Origin of the sequence: Kocuria rhizophila, assembly GCF_003667225.1 — a bacterium.
GTDB classification, from domain to species: Bacteria; Actinomycetota; Actinomycetes; order Actinomycetales; family Micrococcaceae; genus Kocuria; species Kocuria rhizophila.
In genome coordinates this window covers 40,640-55,883 of the sequence record NZ_RCOM01000008.1, presented here as the reverse complement: position 1 = coordinate 55,883, position 15,244 = coordinate 40,640, and the positions used below count along the sequence as shown (strand labels likewise).

The following is a 15,244-nucleotide window of genomic DNA, read 5'->3' as shown; positions in this document are numbered from 1 at the left end:
CCCTCCGCCCACGGCTCACCCGTGAGCGGCACGGTGGCGGTGCCAGGGTCCAAGTCCCTGACCAACAGGTACCTCGTGCTCGCCGCGCTGGCGAGCGGGGCCTCGGTGGTGCGCAAGCCGTTGCACTCACGGGACAGTGCCCTGATGGTCGCCGCGCTCGAGCAGCTGGGCGCCGCGGTCACCGAACTTCCCGGTCCGGGCCCGTTCGGCCCGGACCTGCGGATCGACCCCGTGTCCCCGGGCGCCGTGCTGGACGGGCCCGTGACCGTGGACTGCGGACTCGCGGGCACGGTCATGCGCTTCGTGCCCCCCGTGGCCGCCCTGTGCTCGGGCACGGTCGTCCTCGACGGCGACGACGCCGCCCGGGTGCGTCCCATGGCTCCCGTGGTCGAGGGGTTGCGGCAGCTCGGTGTCCGGGTGGAGGACGGTGGTCGGGGTACCCTGCCGCTGAGCGTCGTCGGCACCGGAGCCGTCCCCGGCGGGACGGTCACGATCGATGCGAGCGGCTCCTCGCAGTTCGTCTCCGCACTGCTGCTGGCCGCGGTGCGCTTCGACTCCGCCCTCGTGCTGCGCCACGATGCCCCCGGCGGGGTGCCGTCCCTGCCGCACGTCGGGATGACGCTGCAGGTGCTGCGGGACGCCGGCGTGAGCGCTGAGCGCGTGAGCGAGCGGGAGTGGCGCGTCGAGCCCGGGACCGTGGCCGGCCTGGACGTGACCGTGGAGCCGGACCTCTCCAACGCCGGGCCCTTCCTCGCCGCGGCCGTGGCCACCGGCGGCACCGTGAGCATCCCGGACTGGCCGGCGCACACCACGCAGGGCGGCGACCACTGGCGCCACATCCTGCCCAGCTTCGGGGCGCGCGTGACCGTCCAGAACGGGGTCTTCACCGTGACCGGTCCGGACCAGCTGCAGGGCGTGGACCTGGACCTCTCCGAGGCTGGTGAACTGGCCCCCACCGTGGCGGCACTGTGCGCCCTCGCCACGGGGCCCTCCCGGCTGCGGGGCATCGCCCACCTGCGCGGGCACGAGACCGACCGGCTCGCCGCGCTGAGCACCGAGCTCAACGCGCTGGGTGGCGACGTCCGCGAGACCGAGGACGGTCTGATCATCTCCCCCGCTCCCCTGCACGGTGGCGTGTTCCACACCTACCACGACCACCGCATGGCCACCGCCGGCGCCATCCTGGGGCTCCGCGTCCCGGGGATGCTGGTGGAGAACATCGCCACGACCGCCAAGACGCTGCCGGAGTTCCCGCAGCTGTGGGCCGGTCTGCTGGGCACGGGGGCCTGAGCGGTGGCGCGCAGGACGTGGGACGAGTCGGACGTGAGGGTGCGCGCCAACAAACGTGGCTCCCGTCCCCGCACCAAGCAGCGCCCGTCCCACGAGGACGCCGTGGTCGCCCGCGTGGTGGCCGTGGACCGTGGCCGGTACACGTGCGTGGTGGACGAGGACGGCCCCGAGCCCGTCACGGTGCTGTGCGTGCGCGCCAAGGAGCTGCGCCGCCGTCCCATCGTGCCCGGCGACCTGGTGGGGGTCGTCGGGGACGTCTCCGGCGCGCCCGACACTCTCGCCCGGATCGTGCGGATCGAGCCCCGCGCCACGGTGCTGCGACGCAGCGCGGACGACACCGATCCCGTGGAGCGGGTGATCGTCGCGAACGCCGACCGCCTGGTCCTGGTGCTCGCGGCCGCCTCCCCCACGCCCCGCACGGGATTCGTGGACCGTGGGCTCGCCGCCGCGTGGGACGCGGACATCACCCCCGTGGTGTGCATGACCAAGTCGGACCTCGCGGACCCCACCGAGTTCCTCGACTACCTGCACGACCTCGACGTCCTCACCGTGACCACCCAGCGCGCCACGGACCGGGGTCAGCGCCCGGAGGCGGGGCTGCACGAGGAGTCCCTGGCCGTGTCGGAGGACTCCCTCGCGCGGTTGCGGGACCTGCTGGATGGGCACGTCAGCGTGTTCCTGGGCCCCTCCGGCGTGGGCAAGTCCACGCTGGTCAACGCCCTCACCGGGGCGGAGCGGGCCACGGGCGGCGTCAACGACGTCACGGGGCGCGGACGTCACACGTCCTCCTCCGCCAGAGCCCTCACGGTCCCGGGAACGAGTCCGGGAACGTGGGTGGTGGACACCCCCGGCATCCGCTCCCTGGGCCTCGCACACGTGCCCGAGGAGAACCTGCTCAACGCGTTCACGGACCTCGTGCCCGCGACCGCGCACTGCCCGCGGGGCTGTCGGCACACGGAGGACTCCCCCGGTTGCGCACTGGACGCCTGGGTGCACCGGCCGGAGGCCTCTCCCGCCGCGCCGGAGCGGCTGGAGTCGTTGCGCAGGCTGCTGGCGGCGTCGCGCGGGGAGACCCAGCAGGGCGACAGCGAGAAGCAGCTCGGACAGGCGATAACGTAGGGGCATGCGCGCACCGAGCAACCACACGGACGACCTCCGCCTGGCCCACATCCTCGCGGACTCCGTAGACGGCCTGACCATGAAACGGTTCAAGTCCCAGGACCTCACCGTGGAGACCAAACCGGACCTGACCCCCGTCACGGACGCGGACCGGGAGGCCGAGCAGGTGATCCGCGGCCAGCTGGGACGCGTGCGCAACCGGGACGCCGTGATCGGCGAGGAGTTCGGCGCCACGGGCTCGGGCGGGCGGCAGTGGATCATCGACCCCATCGACGGCACCAAGAACTACGTGCGCGGTGTCCCCGTGTGGGCCACACTCATCGGCCTGGTGGAGGACGGCGAGGTGGTCGTGGGCGTGGTCTCCGCGCCCGCGCTGAACCGCCGCTGGTGGGCGGCCGCCGGCTCCGGGGCCTTCACGGGCCGCTCGCTCTCGCAGGCGCAGCGGCTCTCCGTCTCCTCCGTGGCCACGCTCGACGACGCCTCCCTCTCCTACTCGTCGCTGTCCGGGTGGCAGGAGCTGGGTGTCCGGGACCGTTTCCTGGACCTCACGGACCGGGTGTGGCGCACGCGGGCCTACGGCGACTTCTGGTCCTACTGCCTCGTGGCCGAGGGCGCGGTGGACCTCGCGTGCGAACCCGAGCTGAACCTCCACGACATGGCGGCCCTGGTGCCCATCGTGACCGAGGCCGGCGGGCGCTTCACCTCGCTCGCGGGGCAGGACGGACCGTTCGGACCGAACGCCCTGGCGAGCAACGGCACCCTGCACGACGCCGCCCTCGACGTTCTAGGCACGCGTCAGGACAGCGCTGGCTGAGCCCCCGGACCTCGGCGCGGCGCTCGACTCGCCGCCCCGCCCCCGTCCCGGCTCGGCATTCGGCCGGCACCCCTCTGGCGCGAAAACGCCCGGCACCTCCCCTGTGGAGGTACCGGGCGTCGTCGTACCGCTGCCGAACGGCAGACCCCGGAACGTGCCCCGGATCCGCCGGACTGGATCAGGTGCTGGGAGTGTTGCCCTCCAGCGAGTCCGTGAGGCACTGGTTGTACCTCGCCTCGTCCCCCTGGGTCGCGTACTCCATGCAGTCGCTGACGGAGCTGAACGCCCAGGCGAAGACCGCGGCCATGAGGATGCCGCCGATCACCGCGAGGGACGAGAGCACCACGCCGACGACCGCGAGTGCCGGGGACTCCCGGCGGGCCTTGCGGATCTTGACCAGGCCCACGATGCCGAGCACCAGGCCCACGAGCCCGATCAGGCCACCCAGACCTCCGAACCAGAAGGTCAGGATGCCCAGGATGCCCAGGACCAGCGACGCGATGGCCAGGCCCTTGCCCGGTGAGGGCGCGGTGTTCTGGCCGTACGGATCCTGTCCGTTGTAGGGCTGCTGGCCGTACGGCTGCTGGGAGTAGCCGTCCTGGTAGTGCGTGGGGTAGCCGTTCGAGTTCTGGGAGTCGTAGCCCTGCTGCGCCCCGTAGCCCTGGGGGCCGTAGCCCTGGCTCCCGGGATTTTGCACGCCGTACTGCTGCCCGGGGTAGCCGTGCTCCCCTCCGGTCTGCTGGCCGTACTGGCCGCCGGCACCGTACTGGGAGTCACCGTAGCCGCCGTAGCCCGAGCCGCCGTGCTGCGCGCCGGAGGACGCGGAGCCGCCGTAGCCGGTCGTGCCGTAGCCCTCCTGCCCCGTGCCCGTGGCCTGTGCGGAGAAGTCCTGTCCGTACCGGTCCTGCCCGGCCGCTGAGGTCTGGCCCCGGTCCACCGAGTACTGGCCGTACTGCGGCTGCTCGCCGTTCGAGGCCGAGGAGGAACCCGAGTTCTCGGGGAAACGCTCGCTCATGGAGGCGCCTGCCTTTCAGTCGTGGTGTGTGGTGTCGAGAGCCAGTCTCCCACACGAGCTGCACCCGGTTCTCGGTGGCCCCGCTGCGACCCGCAGGGCTCCGGGCATGAAAAAACACCCCGGACCGCAGGGTCCGAGGTGTTCTCGATGTTCGTGGACATCACGGGTGGAGATGGGGGGAATTGAACCCCCGTCCGATGCAGCATTGTCAGGGCTTCTCCGGGCGCAGTGTGCTTGCAGGTTTCTCAGTCCCGGCCATCTCGCACACGAGTGGCCGCCGGACTCAGTCACGTAGAAGTCCCCTGGACGTCCGTGACGTACGTCCAGAGCAGTGACCTTCTAGCTGATGTCAGATTCCAGGTCGAAGGTGAACCTGGGCTGACAGACTGCTCGGGCTACTTACGCAGCGAGAGCGAAGTCAGTGCGCTTGGATTTGGCACTTATATTTTTTGCAGAGAGCGTTGACGAGATGACTCTGCATCCTCGGCCCGCTTCCCCTGTCTCAACTCACATCGTCGAAACCGATCATCCCCGTATTCATTTTTCAATGAGCACCACGCCACTGCGCGGAAAACCGTGCGGTGCCGTGGACACACAAGAATACGTCCGCACGTGCGCGTACGTCAACAGAGCGCGGGATTGCCCCGGGCGCACCAGCTTCGGCCGTGGAGAGGTTGCGAGTGGATCGCCGGCCAGTGGTGCCGCCCCCGGCGGGCCAGCCCTTGCCCTCCCCCGTCCCGTGCCCTACGGTGGGCGCCATGTCCCGATGAGTCCTTCCCGATTCCCCGCGCCCGAGGCCGTTGCCCGGCGGGGACCGCGACCATCCGAGGACTCTCGTGAACTCATCCCGCATCCCCTCCTCCGCGTCCGCGCACGGAACCGCAGCGTCCAGCACGTCCGGCCCCGCGGGCACCCACCTGAAGGTGGACGGGGTCTCCGCCTCGTTCGGCACCCACCGCGTCCTCACGGACATCACCTTCACCGTCACCACCGGTCGCCCCAGCGGGCTGATCGGTGAGAACGGCTCCGGCAAGAGCACCCTGCTGCGCATCCTGGCGGGTCTGCGCGCGCCCGATGCCGGCACCGTGCGCGCCGTCGGTCCCGGCGGTGGGCCCGCCCGCGTGGGCCTGCTCCACCAGGAACCGCCTATCCCACCGCAGGACACCGTGGCCCAGGCCGTGGCGGCCGCGGTGCGCCCCGCTCGGGACGCGGCCCGCGCCGTCGACGACGCCGCCCGCGCCCTGGCCGCCGCCCCGCACGACGAGCGCGCGGGAACCCGCTACGCCGAGGCCCTGGAGACCGCGGAACGCACCGGCGCGTGGGACGTGGACTCCACGATCGGTGCCACGCTGGACGGACTCGGCCTGGGCGGCGTCGCCCGCGAGCGGCGCACCGGGGAGCTCTCCGGCGGGCAGCGCGCCCGGCTGTCCCTCGCGTGGACCCTGCTCCGCGCCCCGGACGTGCTCCTGCTGGACGAGCCCACGAACCACCTGGACGACTCCGCCCTCGACTTCGTGTCCGCCACGCTCCGTTCGTGGCACGGCCCGGTGCTGCTCGCGAGCCACGACCGCGCGTTCCTGGACGCCACGGTCGGTTCCCTCGTGGACCTCGACCCGGCCCCGCGTCCCCACGCCGTGACCGTGGACCTCGTGGGCGACGGGACGGGCACGGGAATCGGCGTGACCCGCTTCAGCGGGACCTACTCGCAGTACGTCCTGGCGCGGCTGGACGAGCGCGAGCGCTGGGAGCGTTCCTACCGGGACGAGCAGGACCAGCTGAGGAAGCTGCGGGCCACGGTCCAGGAGCAGCAGGCCGTCGGGCACTCGGGCAGGGCCCCACGGACGGAGGCGCGGGCGGCCAGGAAGTTCTACGCGGACCGCAACGCCACCGTGGTCTCACGCCGCCTGAACGACGCCCGCACGCGCCTGGCCGCCCTCGAGCAGGAGCAGGTGCGCAAGCCCCCGCGGGAGTTGTTCTTCCGCGGACTCACGGCCGCGGACCACGACGCCGCGCGCCGCATCCGTGCCTCCGGCCCCGTGCTCACGGCATCGCGGGTCACCGTGGAGCACCGCCTCGCACCGGTCTCCCTCACCGTGGGGGCGGGCGAGAAGTGGCTGCTCACCGGGGCGAACGGTGCGGGCAAGTCCACCCTGCTGAGTCTGCTGGCGGGACGGTCGGAGCCCACGGGCGGCTCCGTGCACCGTGCCCCGGGAGTGCGTGTGGGACTGCTCGGGCAGGAGGACTCCGTGTCCCACGCGGACCCGGACCGCACCGCGGCGAGGGTCTACCGGGACCTCGTGGGCGAGGAACTCGCGGAGACGGTGCCGCTGGGCACGTTCGGGCTGCTCGCGGGGCGGGACGAGAACCGGCCGGTGGGCGAGCTCAGCGTGGGCCAGCGGCGTCGGCTGGCTCTGGCGGCACTGCTCGCGGACCCGCCGCACGTGCTGCTGCTGGACGAACCCACCAACCACGTGTCCCTGGTGCTGGCCACGCAGCTCGAGGCGGCCGTGCCCGAGTACCCGGGGACCGTCGTCGTCGCCTCCCACGACCGCTGGCTGCGGCGGAACTGGAACGGCCGGCACCTCCGTCTGGAGGCACCGGCCGTGTGAGGCGCTCGGGGCTCAGCCGCGCATGTTGCGGTAGCGCATGGCACGCTGGGCCTCGCGGTTGTCCTGCTTCTCGCGCAGGGTCTGGCGCTTGTCGTACTCGCGCTTGCCGCGCGTCACGGCGATCTCCACCTTCACGCGCTTGCCGTCCACGAAGTACAGCGACAGCGGGATGATGGTGTAGCCGGCCTCGCGGGTCTTGCCCGCGATCTTGTCCAGCTCCGCGCGGTGCAGCAGCAGCTTGCGACGGCGCCGGGCCGAGTGGTTGGTCCACGAGCCCTGCAGGTACTCCGGGATGTGGGCGTGCTCGAGCCACAGCTCACCGCGGCTGTCGAACTGGCAGAACGCGTCCACCAGGGACGCCCGCCCCATGCGCAGAGACTTCACCTCGGTGCCCATGAGCGCCAGTCCGGCCTCGTAGGTGTCCAGGATGGCGTAGTCGTGCCGTGCCTTCTTGTTGTTGGCCACGATCTGGCGGCCGTCATCAGCGTTCTTCTTGGCCATCGGCCTGTTCTTCCCTCACTGCTGCCCCGCGCTCCCGGCACCCCGGTGGGTGGGCCGGATGGTGCGGTGCAGACTCAGTTCTCGTCGTCGCGGCGCGCCCCGGCACGCCAGCGGATGCCTTCGTCGATGAAGGAGTCGATCCCGCCGTCGAACACGGAGCTGGGATTGCCCTCCTCGTAGTTGGTGCGCAGGTCCTTGACCATCTGGTACGGGTTGAGCACGTACGAGCGCATCTGGTCACCCCAGGACGCCTTGACGTCCCCCGCCATCTCCTTCTTCTTGGCGTCCGCCTCCTCCTGGCGCTGCAGGAGCAGCCGGGACTGCAGGACGCGCAGCGCGGCGGCGCGGTTCTGGATCTGCGACTTCTCGTTCTGCATGGACACCACGATGCCCGTGGGGATGTGGGTCATGCGCACCGCGGAGTCCGTGGTGTTCACGGACTGGCCACCGGGACCGGAGGAGCGGAACACGTCCACCTTCAGCTCGGACTCCGGGATCTCCACGGTGTCGTCCGACTCGATGAGCGGGATGACCTCCACCGCGGCGAACGAGGTCTGGCGCCGCCCCTGGTTGTCGAACGGCGAGATCCGCACCAGGCGGTGCGTGCCGGCCTCCACGGACAGCGTGCCGAACGCGTACGGGGCCTTGACCTCGAACGTGGCGGACTTCAGCCCGGCCTCCTCCGCGTAGGAGGTGTCCAGCACCTTGGTGGGGTACCCGTGGCGCTCCGCCCAGCGCAGGTACATGCGCATGAGGATCTCCGCGAAGTCCGCGGCGTCCACGCCACCGGCACCGGACCGGATGGTGACCACGGCCTCGCGCTCGTCGTACTCGCCCGCCAGCAGGGTCTGGATCTCCAGCTCGGACAGCGCCTTCTGGATGGAGGTGAGCTCCTCCGCGGCGGCGTCCCGGGTCTCCTGGTCGTCCTCGTCCTCGGCCAGCTCCACCATGACCTCGAGGTCGTCGATGCGGCTCTCGATCTTGCGCAGCCGGTCCACCTTGGACTGCTTGTGGGAGAGCTGGGACGTGACCTTCTGGGCCTCGTCCGGGTTGTCCCACAGGTCCGGCGCGGCGGCCTGCTGCTCGAGCTCCGTGATCTCCTTCAGCAGCGTCTCGGCGTCACTGACCGCGGCCACGGAGTCGTAGGTGGCGCGGAGAGCACGGATTTCTGCAGCGTAGTCAATGGTGGCCATGACAGACCACTTTACGTCATGGCCTCCCGGGCCCGTGAGCCGCTAACATTGGGGGAACCGCCCATCCCCAAGGAGACTGACGATGCAACGCCCCACCGTCCTCGCACTGGTCCTGGCAGGGGGCAAGGGCTCGCGCCTGGGAGCCCTCACCGACACCGTGGTCAAACCCGCGCTGCCCGTGGGTGGCACCTACCGGCTGATCGACATCTCCCTGTCCAACCTGGCCCACTCCCACATCCCGGACGTGTGGATGGTGCAGCAGTACCTCCCCCACGACCTCAACTTCTACATGGCCAACGGGCGGCCCTGGGACCTGGACCGCTCCCACGGCGGGCTGCACATCCTGCCCCCGTACCAGGGCGCGGAGGGCGAGGGTTTCGCATCCGGCAACTCGGACTCCATCTTTCGCCAGGCGGCGCTGATCCGGGAGGCGGACCCGGACCTCGTGCTCGTGCTCTCCGCGGACCACCTCTACACCATCGACTTCCGCAGCGTGATCGACACCCACCTCACCAAGCGCGCGGACCTCACCATGGTCACCACCGAGGTCTCCGAGGACCCCTCCCGGTACAGCGTGGTGGAGACCTGCGAGTCCGGTGAGGTCACCGGCTTCGAGTACAAGCCCGAGCAACCGCGCAGCAACCTGGTGGCCGGCGAGATGTTCCTGTTCTCCACGGACGTTCTCCTGGACGCCCTGGACCACCTCCAGGACACCCTGGGTGAGCTGGGCGACTACGGCGAGGACCTCATCCCGCACGTCCTGGAGCACCACACCGTGGTGGAGCACCGGCACCTGGGGTACTGGATGGACCTCGGCACCATCCAGTCCTACTGGACCGCGCAGCAGCAGCTGCTGGACGGGGACGGCGCCACGCTGGACGACCCCGCGTGGCCCATCTGGAGCGGCCAGGCACCCCTGCTGCCCGCGTTCATCGCGGACGACGCCGCCGTGTCCCGTTCCCTGGTGGCCCCCGGTTCGCGCGTGGCCGGCACCGTGGAGCACTCCGTGATCGGCGAAAACGTGACCATCGAGGCCGGCGCGGTGGTGCGCAACTGCGTGCTGCTCGACGGCGTGCACGTGGGCTCCGGGGTGGAGCTGCTCAACGTGGTCGCGGACTCGGACGCCCGCATCACGGGCGGCTCCCGGCGGGGATCGCCTCAGCACGTCACCGTGATCGACCGCCACGGCGTGGTGAGCGAACGGGAGCCGTTCGACACCTCCGCCGTGCTGCCCCGAGACTGGGAACAGTACTGACCTGGCTCCACCTGGAACCCACCCCCTCCGAAAGGACCGATCCACCATGTCCCGCTCGTCCCGCAAGACCCTGGGCCCCGTGCTCCGCGCCGAACTGTGGCGCGCTGTGCGCCACGTGGGAGCCCGCAGGGCGTTCCGCCTCCTGCTGCTGTTCCCACCGTTCCGGTGGGCCAACCGGGCGCTCCGTGCGCTGCGGCTGGTGCGCGGGCACTGATCCGCGCCACGTGAGAAGGCCGGGGGCGGCGTCGTGGATCCACGACGCCGCCCCCGGCCTTCTCCGACCCGGTCGACCACCTGCGGTCGGTCGATCCACGACATTTCGGACGGCGCGCTCGACCGGTGAGTTTGGTCGCGCGTCCTGTGCGCCCGTTGCCCTGCCCGGGGAGGTGCCGAACCAGCATGAACCCGGCCGCGCGGATCTCCCGCGGTTCAACGGCAGTCACCGTCGCATCACGGCGCGGGCGTCCCCGGTGGCACTGATGGGCACACCCGCCGGGATGATCACGTTGACCACGGGAGGGTGGATCACGGCCGTGAGGGTGACCTGCGCCGTCGTGCCGTCCGGTGAGCCGGTGGGAGCTCCCACGGACAATCCGCTGACGTCCTGGAATGCTCCCACCGTGCCCAGGTAGCTCGCGGCGGAGTTCGCCACCGCGTCGTCCGTCAGGATCGCGGTAGGGGGTCCACCTGCGGAGCGGTCCACGGTGGTGAAGGTGTCCGCGGCGGCGCCGGCGGCCCTGTCCGCGAGCGACTGCAGCTGCCGCTCCCCCACGTAGACGCTCGTGATCGCCAGGACGGTGACCACGAGCAGCAGGGTGACCAGGGCGAAGCCGATCAGCACGATGGTGGTCTGCCCGCTGTCCGGATCTGCATCGATGTCTGCCACCGCGGACCGCCGTGCGGCCACAAGGCCCATGATCCTTGCCGCCGGGCCGCGACCGGCGTGGACCGGTGCACGGACCGAGGTCTTTCCTCCCGTGGGACGCGTGCTGTGGCCATCCCTGGCGCAAGCCGGAATCCCTGGTGTCACGAGTACCTCCCGGAGACCACTGTGACGTCGGAGGTCAGGGTTGCGACCGTGGCCGTGAGGAACCCCGGCATGCCGGGCAGCTGGACGGTCAGGCTGGCATGGACGGTGGCCACCGCTCCCGGGGACGCACACGAGCCATCCGAGCACGAGACGGTGACAGCGAGGTCCTGCGGCGCGAAGCCGTGGTCCCGGGCAGCCACGGCTGCGAGGTCGTGGACCCCGGCGCGGTTGAGGTCCTCGGCCTGCGCCACACTGATGGCCTGCCCGGCCTGTTCCGCGGCGGCCACCACCGCGAAGGAACCCGCCTGGACACGGGACACCGTGATGACGAGGTAGATGATCGGGACCAGCAGCAGCAGTCCGAGGCCGATGAACTCGATCACCGCGCTGCCCCGATCGGGATCCTCCGGCTGCCCGTGGTCGCGGTCGTCCAGCTGCCCGTGGTCGGGAGAGCTGTCAGGCGTCCATGTCGACCGCATGGCCGCTCACCTCCAGAGCATCTGCTGGGCCGAGTGTGGCCACCACGGGCAGCGGCGCGACCACGTGCACCTCGATGGCCGGCAGCTCTCCCACCCCGGTGCGGGACACCGTGATGTTCTGCGCGTAGCCCGCTCCCACGGCGTCCGTGATGATCGCCCGGGTGCGCTCGGCGCCGTCCGCGTCCGTGCGGTCGGCCAGGCTCGCGTAGCGGGCACCCGCGGCCGCTGCGTCGATGAGCGTGTTGCGCACGTGCAGCGTGAAGCCGAGCTGCAGGATCATGCCGAAGAGCACGACGGCCAGTGCCAGCACCATGACGTACTCGGCCACCGCGTTCCCCGCGTCCGGATCGCAGGAGCCCTCAGAGTCCCGAGACGCGGTTGATGGCATCTTGGAACAGTCCCTCCAGCGCCGGACGCGCAATCAGCAGCAGCCCGGCCACGAGAACCGCGGACATCAGGGTGAGCATGACCCAGCCGGGGACGTCCCCGCGGTCGGGGTCGTCCTCGGTGGGTGCCAGTCGCGCGGGCACGGCAACGATCAGCAGCCACAGCAGTCCTGCGTGGCAGCGCATGAGGTGTTTCATGGTCGTCTCCTTCTCGGGGTGGATTCATGGGGTGGGAAGCATGGGACGTCAGAAGCCGAGGTTGAGCACGGCGAGTCCGGGGAACACCGCGAACACGACGCTCAGCGGCAGGATGAAGAAGACCACGGGGACCAGCATGGCGATCTCCTTCTTGCCCGCGACCTCCATGAGCACGCGCTTGTCGTGGTCGCGGACGTCCTGGGCCTGGGCGCGCAGCACGTCCGCGAGCGGCGTCCCGCGTTCGATGGCCACGACGATGCCGTCCACGAACCGGCCGAGGGCCACCACGTCGGTGCGGGCGGAGAAGTCCTGCAACGCCGTGCTCAGCCCGGCACCCGACCGGGTCTGCGCGAGAACGGCGCGGAATTCCCCGGCCAGTTCCCCTTCGGCCACACGGCACACGCGCTCGAGGGCTCCCACCGCGCTCTCTCCCGCCCCCACGGCGAGCGCCATGAGCTCGGCCACGGCTGGGAACTCGGCGAGCATCAGCTTCTCCCGCCGGTGGATGCTGCGCGTCAGCCACTGGTTGCGCGCCCAGACCCCCGTCCCGGCCCCCAGGAATGCGGCGATCGGCACCACGGCCGGATGGACGTCGGCCCGCACAGCCAGCGCGAGTCCGGAGGCCGCCCCCGCCACGGCTCCGGCGACACCGCACAGCACCTGCTCGGCGCGGAAGTCCATGACGTCCTTGCGCGACCCGTCCCGCACCAGTCGCCGCGCCAGGACGTCCGCGTCGGAGAACAGCGGGGCCGTGCGTTCCAGGATCCAGGCCATCACGGCACTGCCCGCGGTGCCGGTGAGCGACCTCCCCGGCCTGCGGGACGCGCCCCACGCAGTGGTGTGGATCCCGCCCTCGAGTTCCACGGCCCGGAGCTGCGGCGCGATCCGGTCTGCGAAGCTCGGCGCTCCTCCGGCCCTCACGGCCACCCACACGAGCCACAGGCCCCACGCCAGGACCAGTCCCAGGATTCCTGAGGTCACGGGGATGTTCATCGCAGCACCCGCTGTTCCTCGGGGAGCGCGCCGAGGCGCAGCATGAGCTGATAGGCCACCACGGACACGACCAGGCCTCCCAGCAGGACCACGGCACCGGCAGCCGTGTTGTAGGCCTGCACGGCGGCGGGCTGCGTGGCCATGAGAGCCAGGATGAGCCACGGGGCCGCCACTGAGAGCCGCGCGGCGTTGACGGTCCAGGACTGGCGTGCCTCGAGCTCGCTGCGCGTTCGTTCGTTCTCCCGCAGGAACTCCGACAGCGTGCCGAGCAGCTTGCCCAGGTCCGTGCCGCCCACCTCGCGCGTGACGCGCAGCGCCTCGACGATGTTGTCCGCCACGGGGTCCGCCAGGCGCTGCTTGAGCAGGGTCAGGGAACCGTGCAGCTGACCGCTGGCCCGGTAGTCCGCCGCGAACTGCGTGAAGGCGGGTCGCAGCGGCTCGGGCCCGCGGTACTGCAGCTGTATGAGGGCCTCAGGCAGGCCCATGCCCGCGCGGATGGCGGACCTCAGGTGGTCGACGACGTCCGGCCACACCTCCCGCAGGACGGCCGTGCGGCGTCGAGCACGGCGTCGTGCCAGCCAGAGCGGGACGCCGAGCGCGACGACGAAGACGCACAGCCCGAACACCACCGCGGAGGTCACGGCGAACGTGAGCAGCCCCGCGACACCGGCCAGCGCCAGGCTCAGAGCCACGAAGGTGGCAGGTGCCACCCCCGGCAGCCCCGCCTGCAGCAGGAGCGTGCGGAATCTCCCGGCTCCGGCGTGCCTCGTTCTCGTCCCCGTGGGCCGTGTCCAGCACGACCACCACACGAGGAACACTCCCGCGCCCAGCAGGGCTCCCACCAGGGAGCTCACGAGGACCTCCCCCGTGACTGTCCGCCCCGGCTGCTCGCGCGATGTCCCGCACGCGCCCTGCCTGCCCCGGCGCGGCCCTGGTTCCCGCCCTCGGCCACGCGACCCGTTCCGCGGGGCGCAGAAGGTTCCACCGCAGGGGCCGACGCTTCCGGCCCGTCCTCGACCATCCCCGGGGAGGACGGCGGTGCGTCGTCGCGGATGAGCGCGGCGGGCGCGTACCCCGCGCGCACGAACTTCTCCGAGGACGGGACCTCGGAGGCGACCGCGCGCAGGACCCCGTTCTCGAGCCGGAAGACCGGATAGGTCTCGATGACGCCGTTCTCCACTCTGTTGCCCACCGCCAGGACCTCCGCCACGCGCCGGTGGCCCGTGGCGTCTCGTTCACAGTGGACCACCAGGTCGAAGCACGAGGCCACGGTGGGGAGCACGAAGGCGCTGCTGATGTTGTCCCCGGCGAGCAGGGGCAGGGTGCAGATCTTGGTGACGGCGTCCCGCGCGGAGTTGGCGTGCAGCGAGCACATCCCCGGCAGTCCCGCGTTCAGGGCGATGAGCATGTCCAGACTCTCCGCCTCCCGCACCTCCCCCACCACGAGCCGGTCCGGGCGCATCCGCAGCGCCTCCTTCACGAGGCGGCGCAGCGGGATCTCGCCCGTGCCCTCGAGGTTCGCCTGGCGGCACTGCATGGCGACGACGTCGCGCAGCGCCACCCTCAGCTCGAAGACCTCCTCGACCGTGACCACCCGCTCCCGCGGGCCGATGGCCGCGCACAGGCAGTTGAGCATGGTGGTCTTCCCCGCCTGTGTGGCCCCCGAGACGAGGATGTTGAGTCCCGAGGCCACCGCGGCGTGCAGGAAATCAGCCGCCTGCGTGGTGAGCGAGCCCAGCGCGACCAGGTCCTGCAGCCTCCGCGCACGCGCAACGAACTTGCGAATGTTCACGGCCCAGTGGGCGCGGGTCACGTCCGGGATGACCACGTGCAGCCGGGAGCCGTCCGGGAGGGATGCGTCCACGAAGGGGGAGCTCAGGTCCAGGCGGCGCCCGGAGGACTTCAGCATCCGCTCCACGAGCGTGCGGACGTGGGACTCGCTGAGCGCCAGACTCGTGAGCTCGGACTCGCCGCCGCGGGCCACGTAGATCTCGGTGGGCCCGTTGATCCAGATCTCCTCGACGTCGGGGTCGTCCAGGTACGGCTGCAGCGGACCGTAGCCCGCCACGAGGTCCAGCACGGTCTTGCGGGTGGCGTCCAGGTCCTGGATCCGGGGCAGCCCGGCGCGGGCGGAGCGGACGTCGTAGTCGGAGACCACCGAGGCCACGATCTGGCGGGTGGGCTCCACCTCGTGCAGCGGGTCGAGCCCCGCGCGGCGGATCTGCTCGCGCACGTCCGCCTCGATCAGTCCGATCGCGTCCTCGGTGACACCCGTGGCCATGGCTCCCCCTGGGGTTCCCCCGAACCCGTTACTGGCTGGTCATCTCTGGGGGGAACGCTAGGGCAAAATGCGCGCGGCGCA

General features: G+C 71.2%; 16 protein-coding genes and 1 other RNA gene. 6 read left to right on the top strand and 11 right to left on the bottom strand.

Annotated elements, in window-relative coordinates; genetic code table 11:
• From aroA to hisN, 3 genes are all read left to right on the top strand, one after another.
• On the top strand, nucleotides 1-1,290 hold a 1,290-nt coding region (gene aroA, locus D9R02_RS02800), incomplete at its 5' end, for a 3-phosphoshikimate 1-carboxyvinyltransferase (RefSeq protein WP_121566291.1).
• A 3-nt stretch (nucleotides 1,291-1,293) separates the two neighbouring features.
• The gene (gene rsgA / locus D9R02_RS02795) at nucleotides 1,294-2,409 is read left to right on the top strand and encodes a ribosome small subunit-dependent GTPase A (RefSeq protein WP_070638468.1); all 1,116 of its coding nucleotides are present in this window, start codon (nucleotides 1,294-1,296) and stop codon (nucleotides 2,407-2,409) included.
• Between the two features lie 4 nt (nucleotides 2,410-2,413).
• On the top strand, nucleotides 2,414-3,223 hold the full coding sequence (gene hisN, locus D9R02_RS02790; protein WP_121566288.1) for a histidinol-phosphatase: 810 nt from the start codon (nucleotides 2,414-2,416) through the stop codon (nucleotides 3,221-3,223).
• A 178-nt stretch (nucleotides 3,224-3,401) separates the two neighbouring features.
• On the opposite strand, the gene D9R02_RS02785 is transcribed toward hisN, so the two are convergent.
• Both D9R02_RS02785 and ssrA read right to left on the bottom strand, forming a co-directional pair.
• The gene (locus tag D9R02_RS02785; protein ID WP_121566287.1) at nucleotides 3,402-4,238 is read right to left on the bottom strand and encodes a DUF4190 domain-containing protein; all 837 of its coding nucleotides are present in this window, start codon (nucleotides 4,236-4,238) and stop codon (nucleotides 3,402-3,404) included.
• Nucleotides 4,239-4,402: 164 nt separating this feature from the next.
• Nucleotides 4,403-4,771, bottom strand: a transfer-messenger RNA (tmRNA) gene (gene ssrA / locus D9R02_RS02780).
• Between the two features lie 303 nt (nucleotides 4,772-5,074).
• On the opposite strand from ssrA, the gene D9R02_RS02775 reads away from it, so the two are divergent.
• Entirely contained in the window at nucleotides 5,075-6,847 is a 1,773-nt protein-coding gene (locus D9R02_RS02775) for an ABC-F family ATP-binding cassette domain-containing protein (protein WP_183085938.1), read from the top strand.
• 12 nt (nucleotides 6,848-6,859) lie between these two features.
• Here D9R02_RS02775 and smpB read toward each other — a convergent pair whose 3' ends face one another.
• Together smpB and prfB are read right to left on the bottom strand one after the other, a co-directional pair.
• Nucleotides 6,860-7,348 carry an SsrA-binding protein SmpB gene (gene smpB / locus D9R02_RS02770; RefSeq protein ID WP_121566286.1) on the bottom strand — a complete coding sequence of 163 codons (489 nt, stop codon included), beginning with the start codon at nucleotides 7,346-7,348 and terminating at the stop codon, nucleotides 6,860-6,862.
• A gap of 74 nt (nucleotides 7,349-7,422) precedes the next feature.
• Nucleotides 7,423-8,541, bottom strand: coding sequence for a peptide chain release factor 2 (prfB, locus tag D9R02_RS02765; RefSeq protein WP_059281811.1), 1,119 nt, complete (start codon nucleotides 8,539-8,541; stop codon nucleotides 7,423-7,425).
• A gap of 82 nt (nucleotides 8,542-8,623) precedes the next feature.
• Here prfB and D9R02_RS02760 point away from each other — a divergent pair, with 82 nt between their 5' ends.
• The gene (locus D9R02_RS02760; protein ID WP_047979086.1) at nucleotides 8,624-9,796 is read left to right on the top strand and encodes a glucose-1-phosphate adenylyltransferase family protein; all 1,173 of its coding nucleotides are present in this window, start codon (nucleotides 8,624-8,626) and stop codon (nucleotides 9,794-9,796) included.
• 46 nt (nucleotides 9,797-9,842) lie between these two features.
• Nucleotides 9,843-10,010 carry a hypothetical protein gene (locus tag D9R02_RS12060; RefSeq protein WP_164481619.1) on the top strand — a complete coding sequence of 56 codons (168 nt, stop codon included), beginning with the start codon at nucleotides 9,843-9,845 and terminating at the stop codon, nucleotides 10,008-10,010.
• 225 nt (nucleotides 10,011-10,235) lie between these two features.
• Here the strand turns inward: D9R02_RS12060 and D9R02_RS02755 are convergent, their stop codons facing one another.
• The 7 genes from D9R02_RS02755 to D9R02_RS02725 all read right to left on the bottom strand — a co-directional run bounded on the left by D9R02_RS02755 (nucleotide 10,236) and on the right by D9R02_RS02725 (nucleotide 15,163).
• Complete coding sequence (locus D9R02_RS02755) at nucleotides 10,236-10,682, bottom strand: pilus assembly protein TadG-related protein (RefSeq protein ID WP_259463898.1); 447 nt, start codon at nucleotides 10,680-10,682, stop codon at nucleotides 10,236-10,238.
• Between the two features lie 140 nt (nucleotides 10,683-10,822).
• Nucleotides 10,823-11,305 carry a hypothetical protein gene (locus D9R02_RS02750; RefSeq protein ID WP_235586651.1) on the bottom strand — a complete coding sequence of 161 codons (483 nt, stop codon included), beginning with the start codon at nucleotides 11,303-11,305 and terminating at the stop codon, nucleotides 10,823-10,825.
• Complete coding sequence (locus tag D9R02_RS02745) at nucleotides 11,283-11,633, bottom strand: TadE/TadG family type IV pilus assembly protein (RefSeq protein ID WP_082142078.1); 351 nt, start codon at nucleotides 11,631-11,633, stop codon at nucleotides 11,283-11,285. The genes D9R02_RS02750 and D9R02_RS02745 overlap by 23 nt, the downstream gene beginning before the upstream one ends.
• A 31-nt stretch (nucleotides 11,634-11,664) precedes the next feature.
• On the bottom strand, nucleotides 11,665-11,889 hold the full coding sequence (locus D9R02_RS02740; protein ID WP_047979082.1) for a hypothetical protein: 225 nt from the start codon (nucleotides 11,887-11,889) through the stop codon (nucleotides 11,665-11,667).
• Nucleotides 11,890-11,937: 48 nt separating this feature from the next.
• Entirely contained in the window at nucleotides 11,938-12,882 is a 945-nt protein-coding gene (locus D9R02_RS02735) for a type II secretion system F family protein (RefSeq protein WP_121566284.1), read from the bottom strand.
• The gene (locus D9R02_RS02730) at nucleotides 12,879-13,736 is read right to left on the bottom strand and encodes a type II secretion system F family protein (RefSeq protein ID WP_121566283.1); all 858 of its coding nucleotides are present in this window, start codon (nucleotides 13,734-13,736) and stop codon (nucleotides 12,879-12,881) included. Before D9R02_RS02730 ends, D9R02_RS02735 begins: the two co-directional genes overlap by 4 nt.
• Nucleotides 13,733-15,163: a TadA family conjugal transfer-associated ATPase gene (locus D9R02_RS02725; RefSeq protein ID WP_047979080.1), complete on the bottom strand. Its 1,431-nt coding sequence runs from the start codon at nucleotides 15,161-15,163 to the stop codon at nucleotides 13,733-13,735. The genes D9R02_RS02730 and D9R02_RS02725 overlap by 4 nt, the downstream gene beginning before the upstream one ends.
• Nucleotides 15,164-15,244 lie beyond the last annotated feature (81 nt).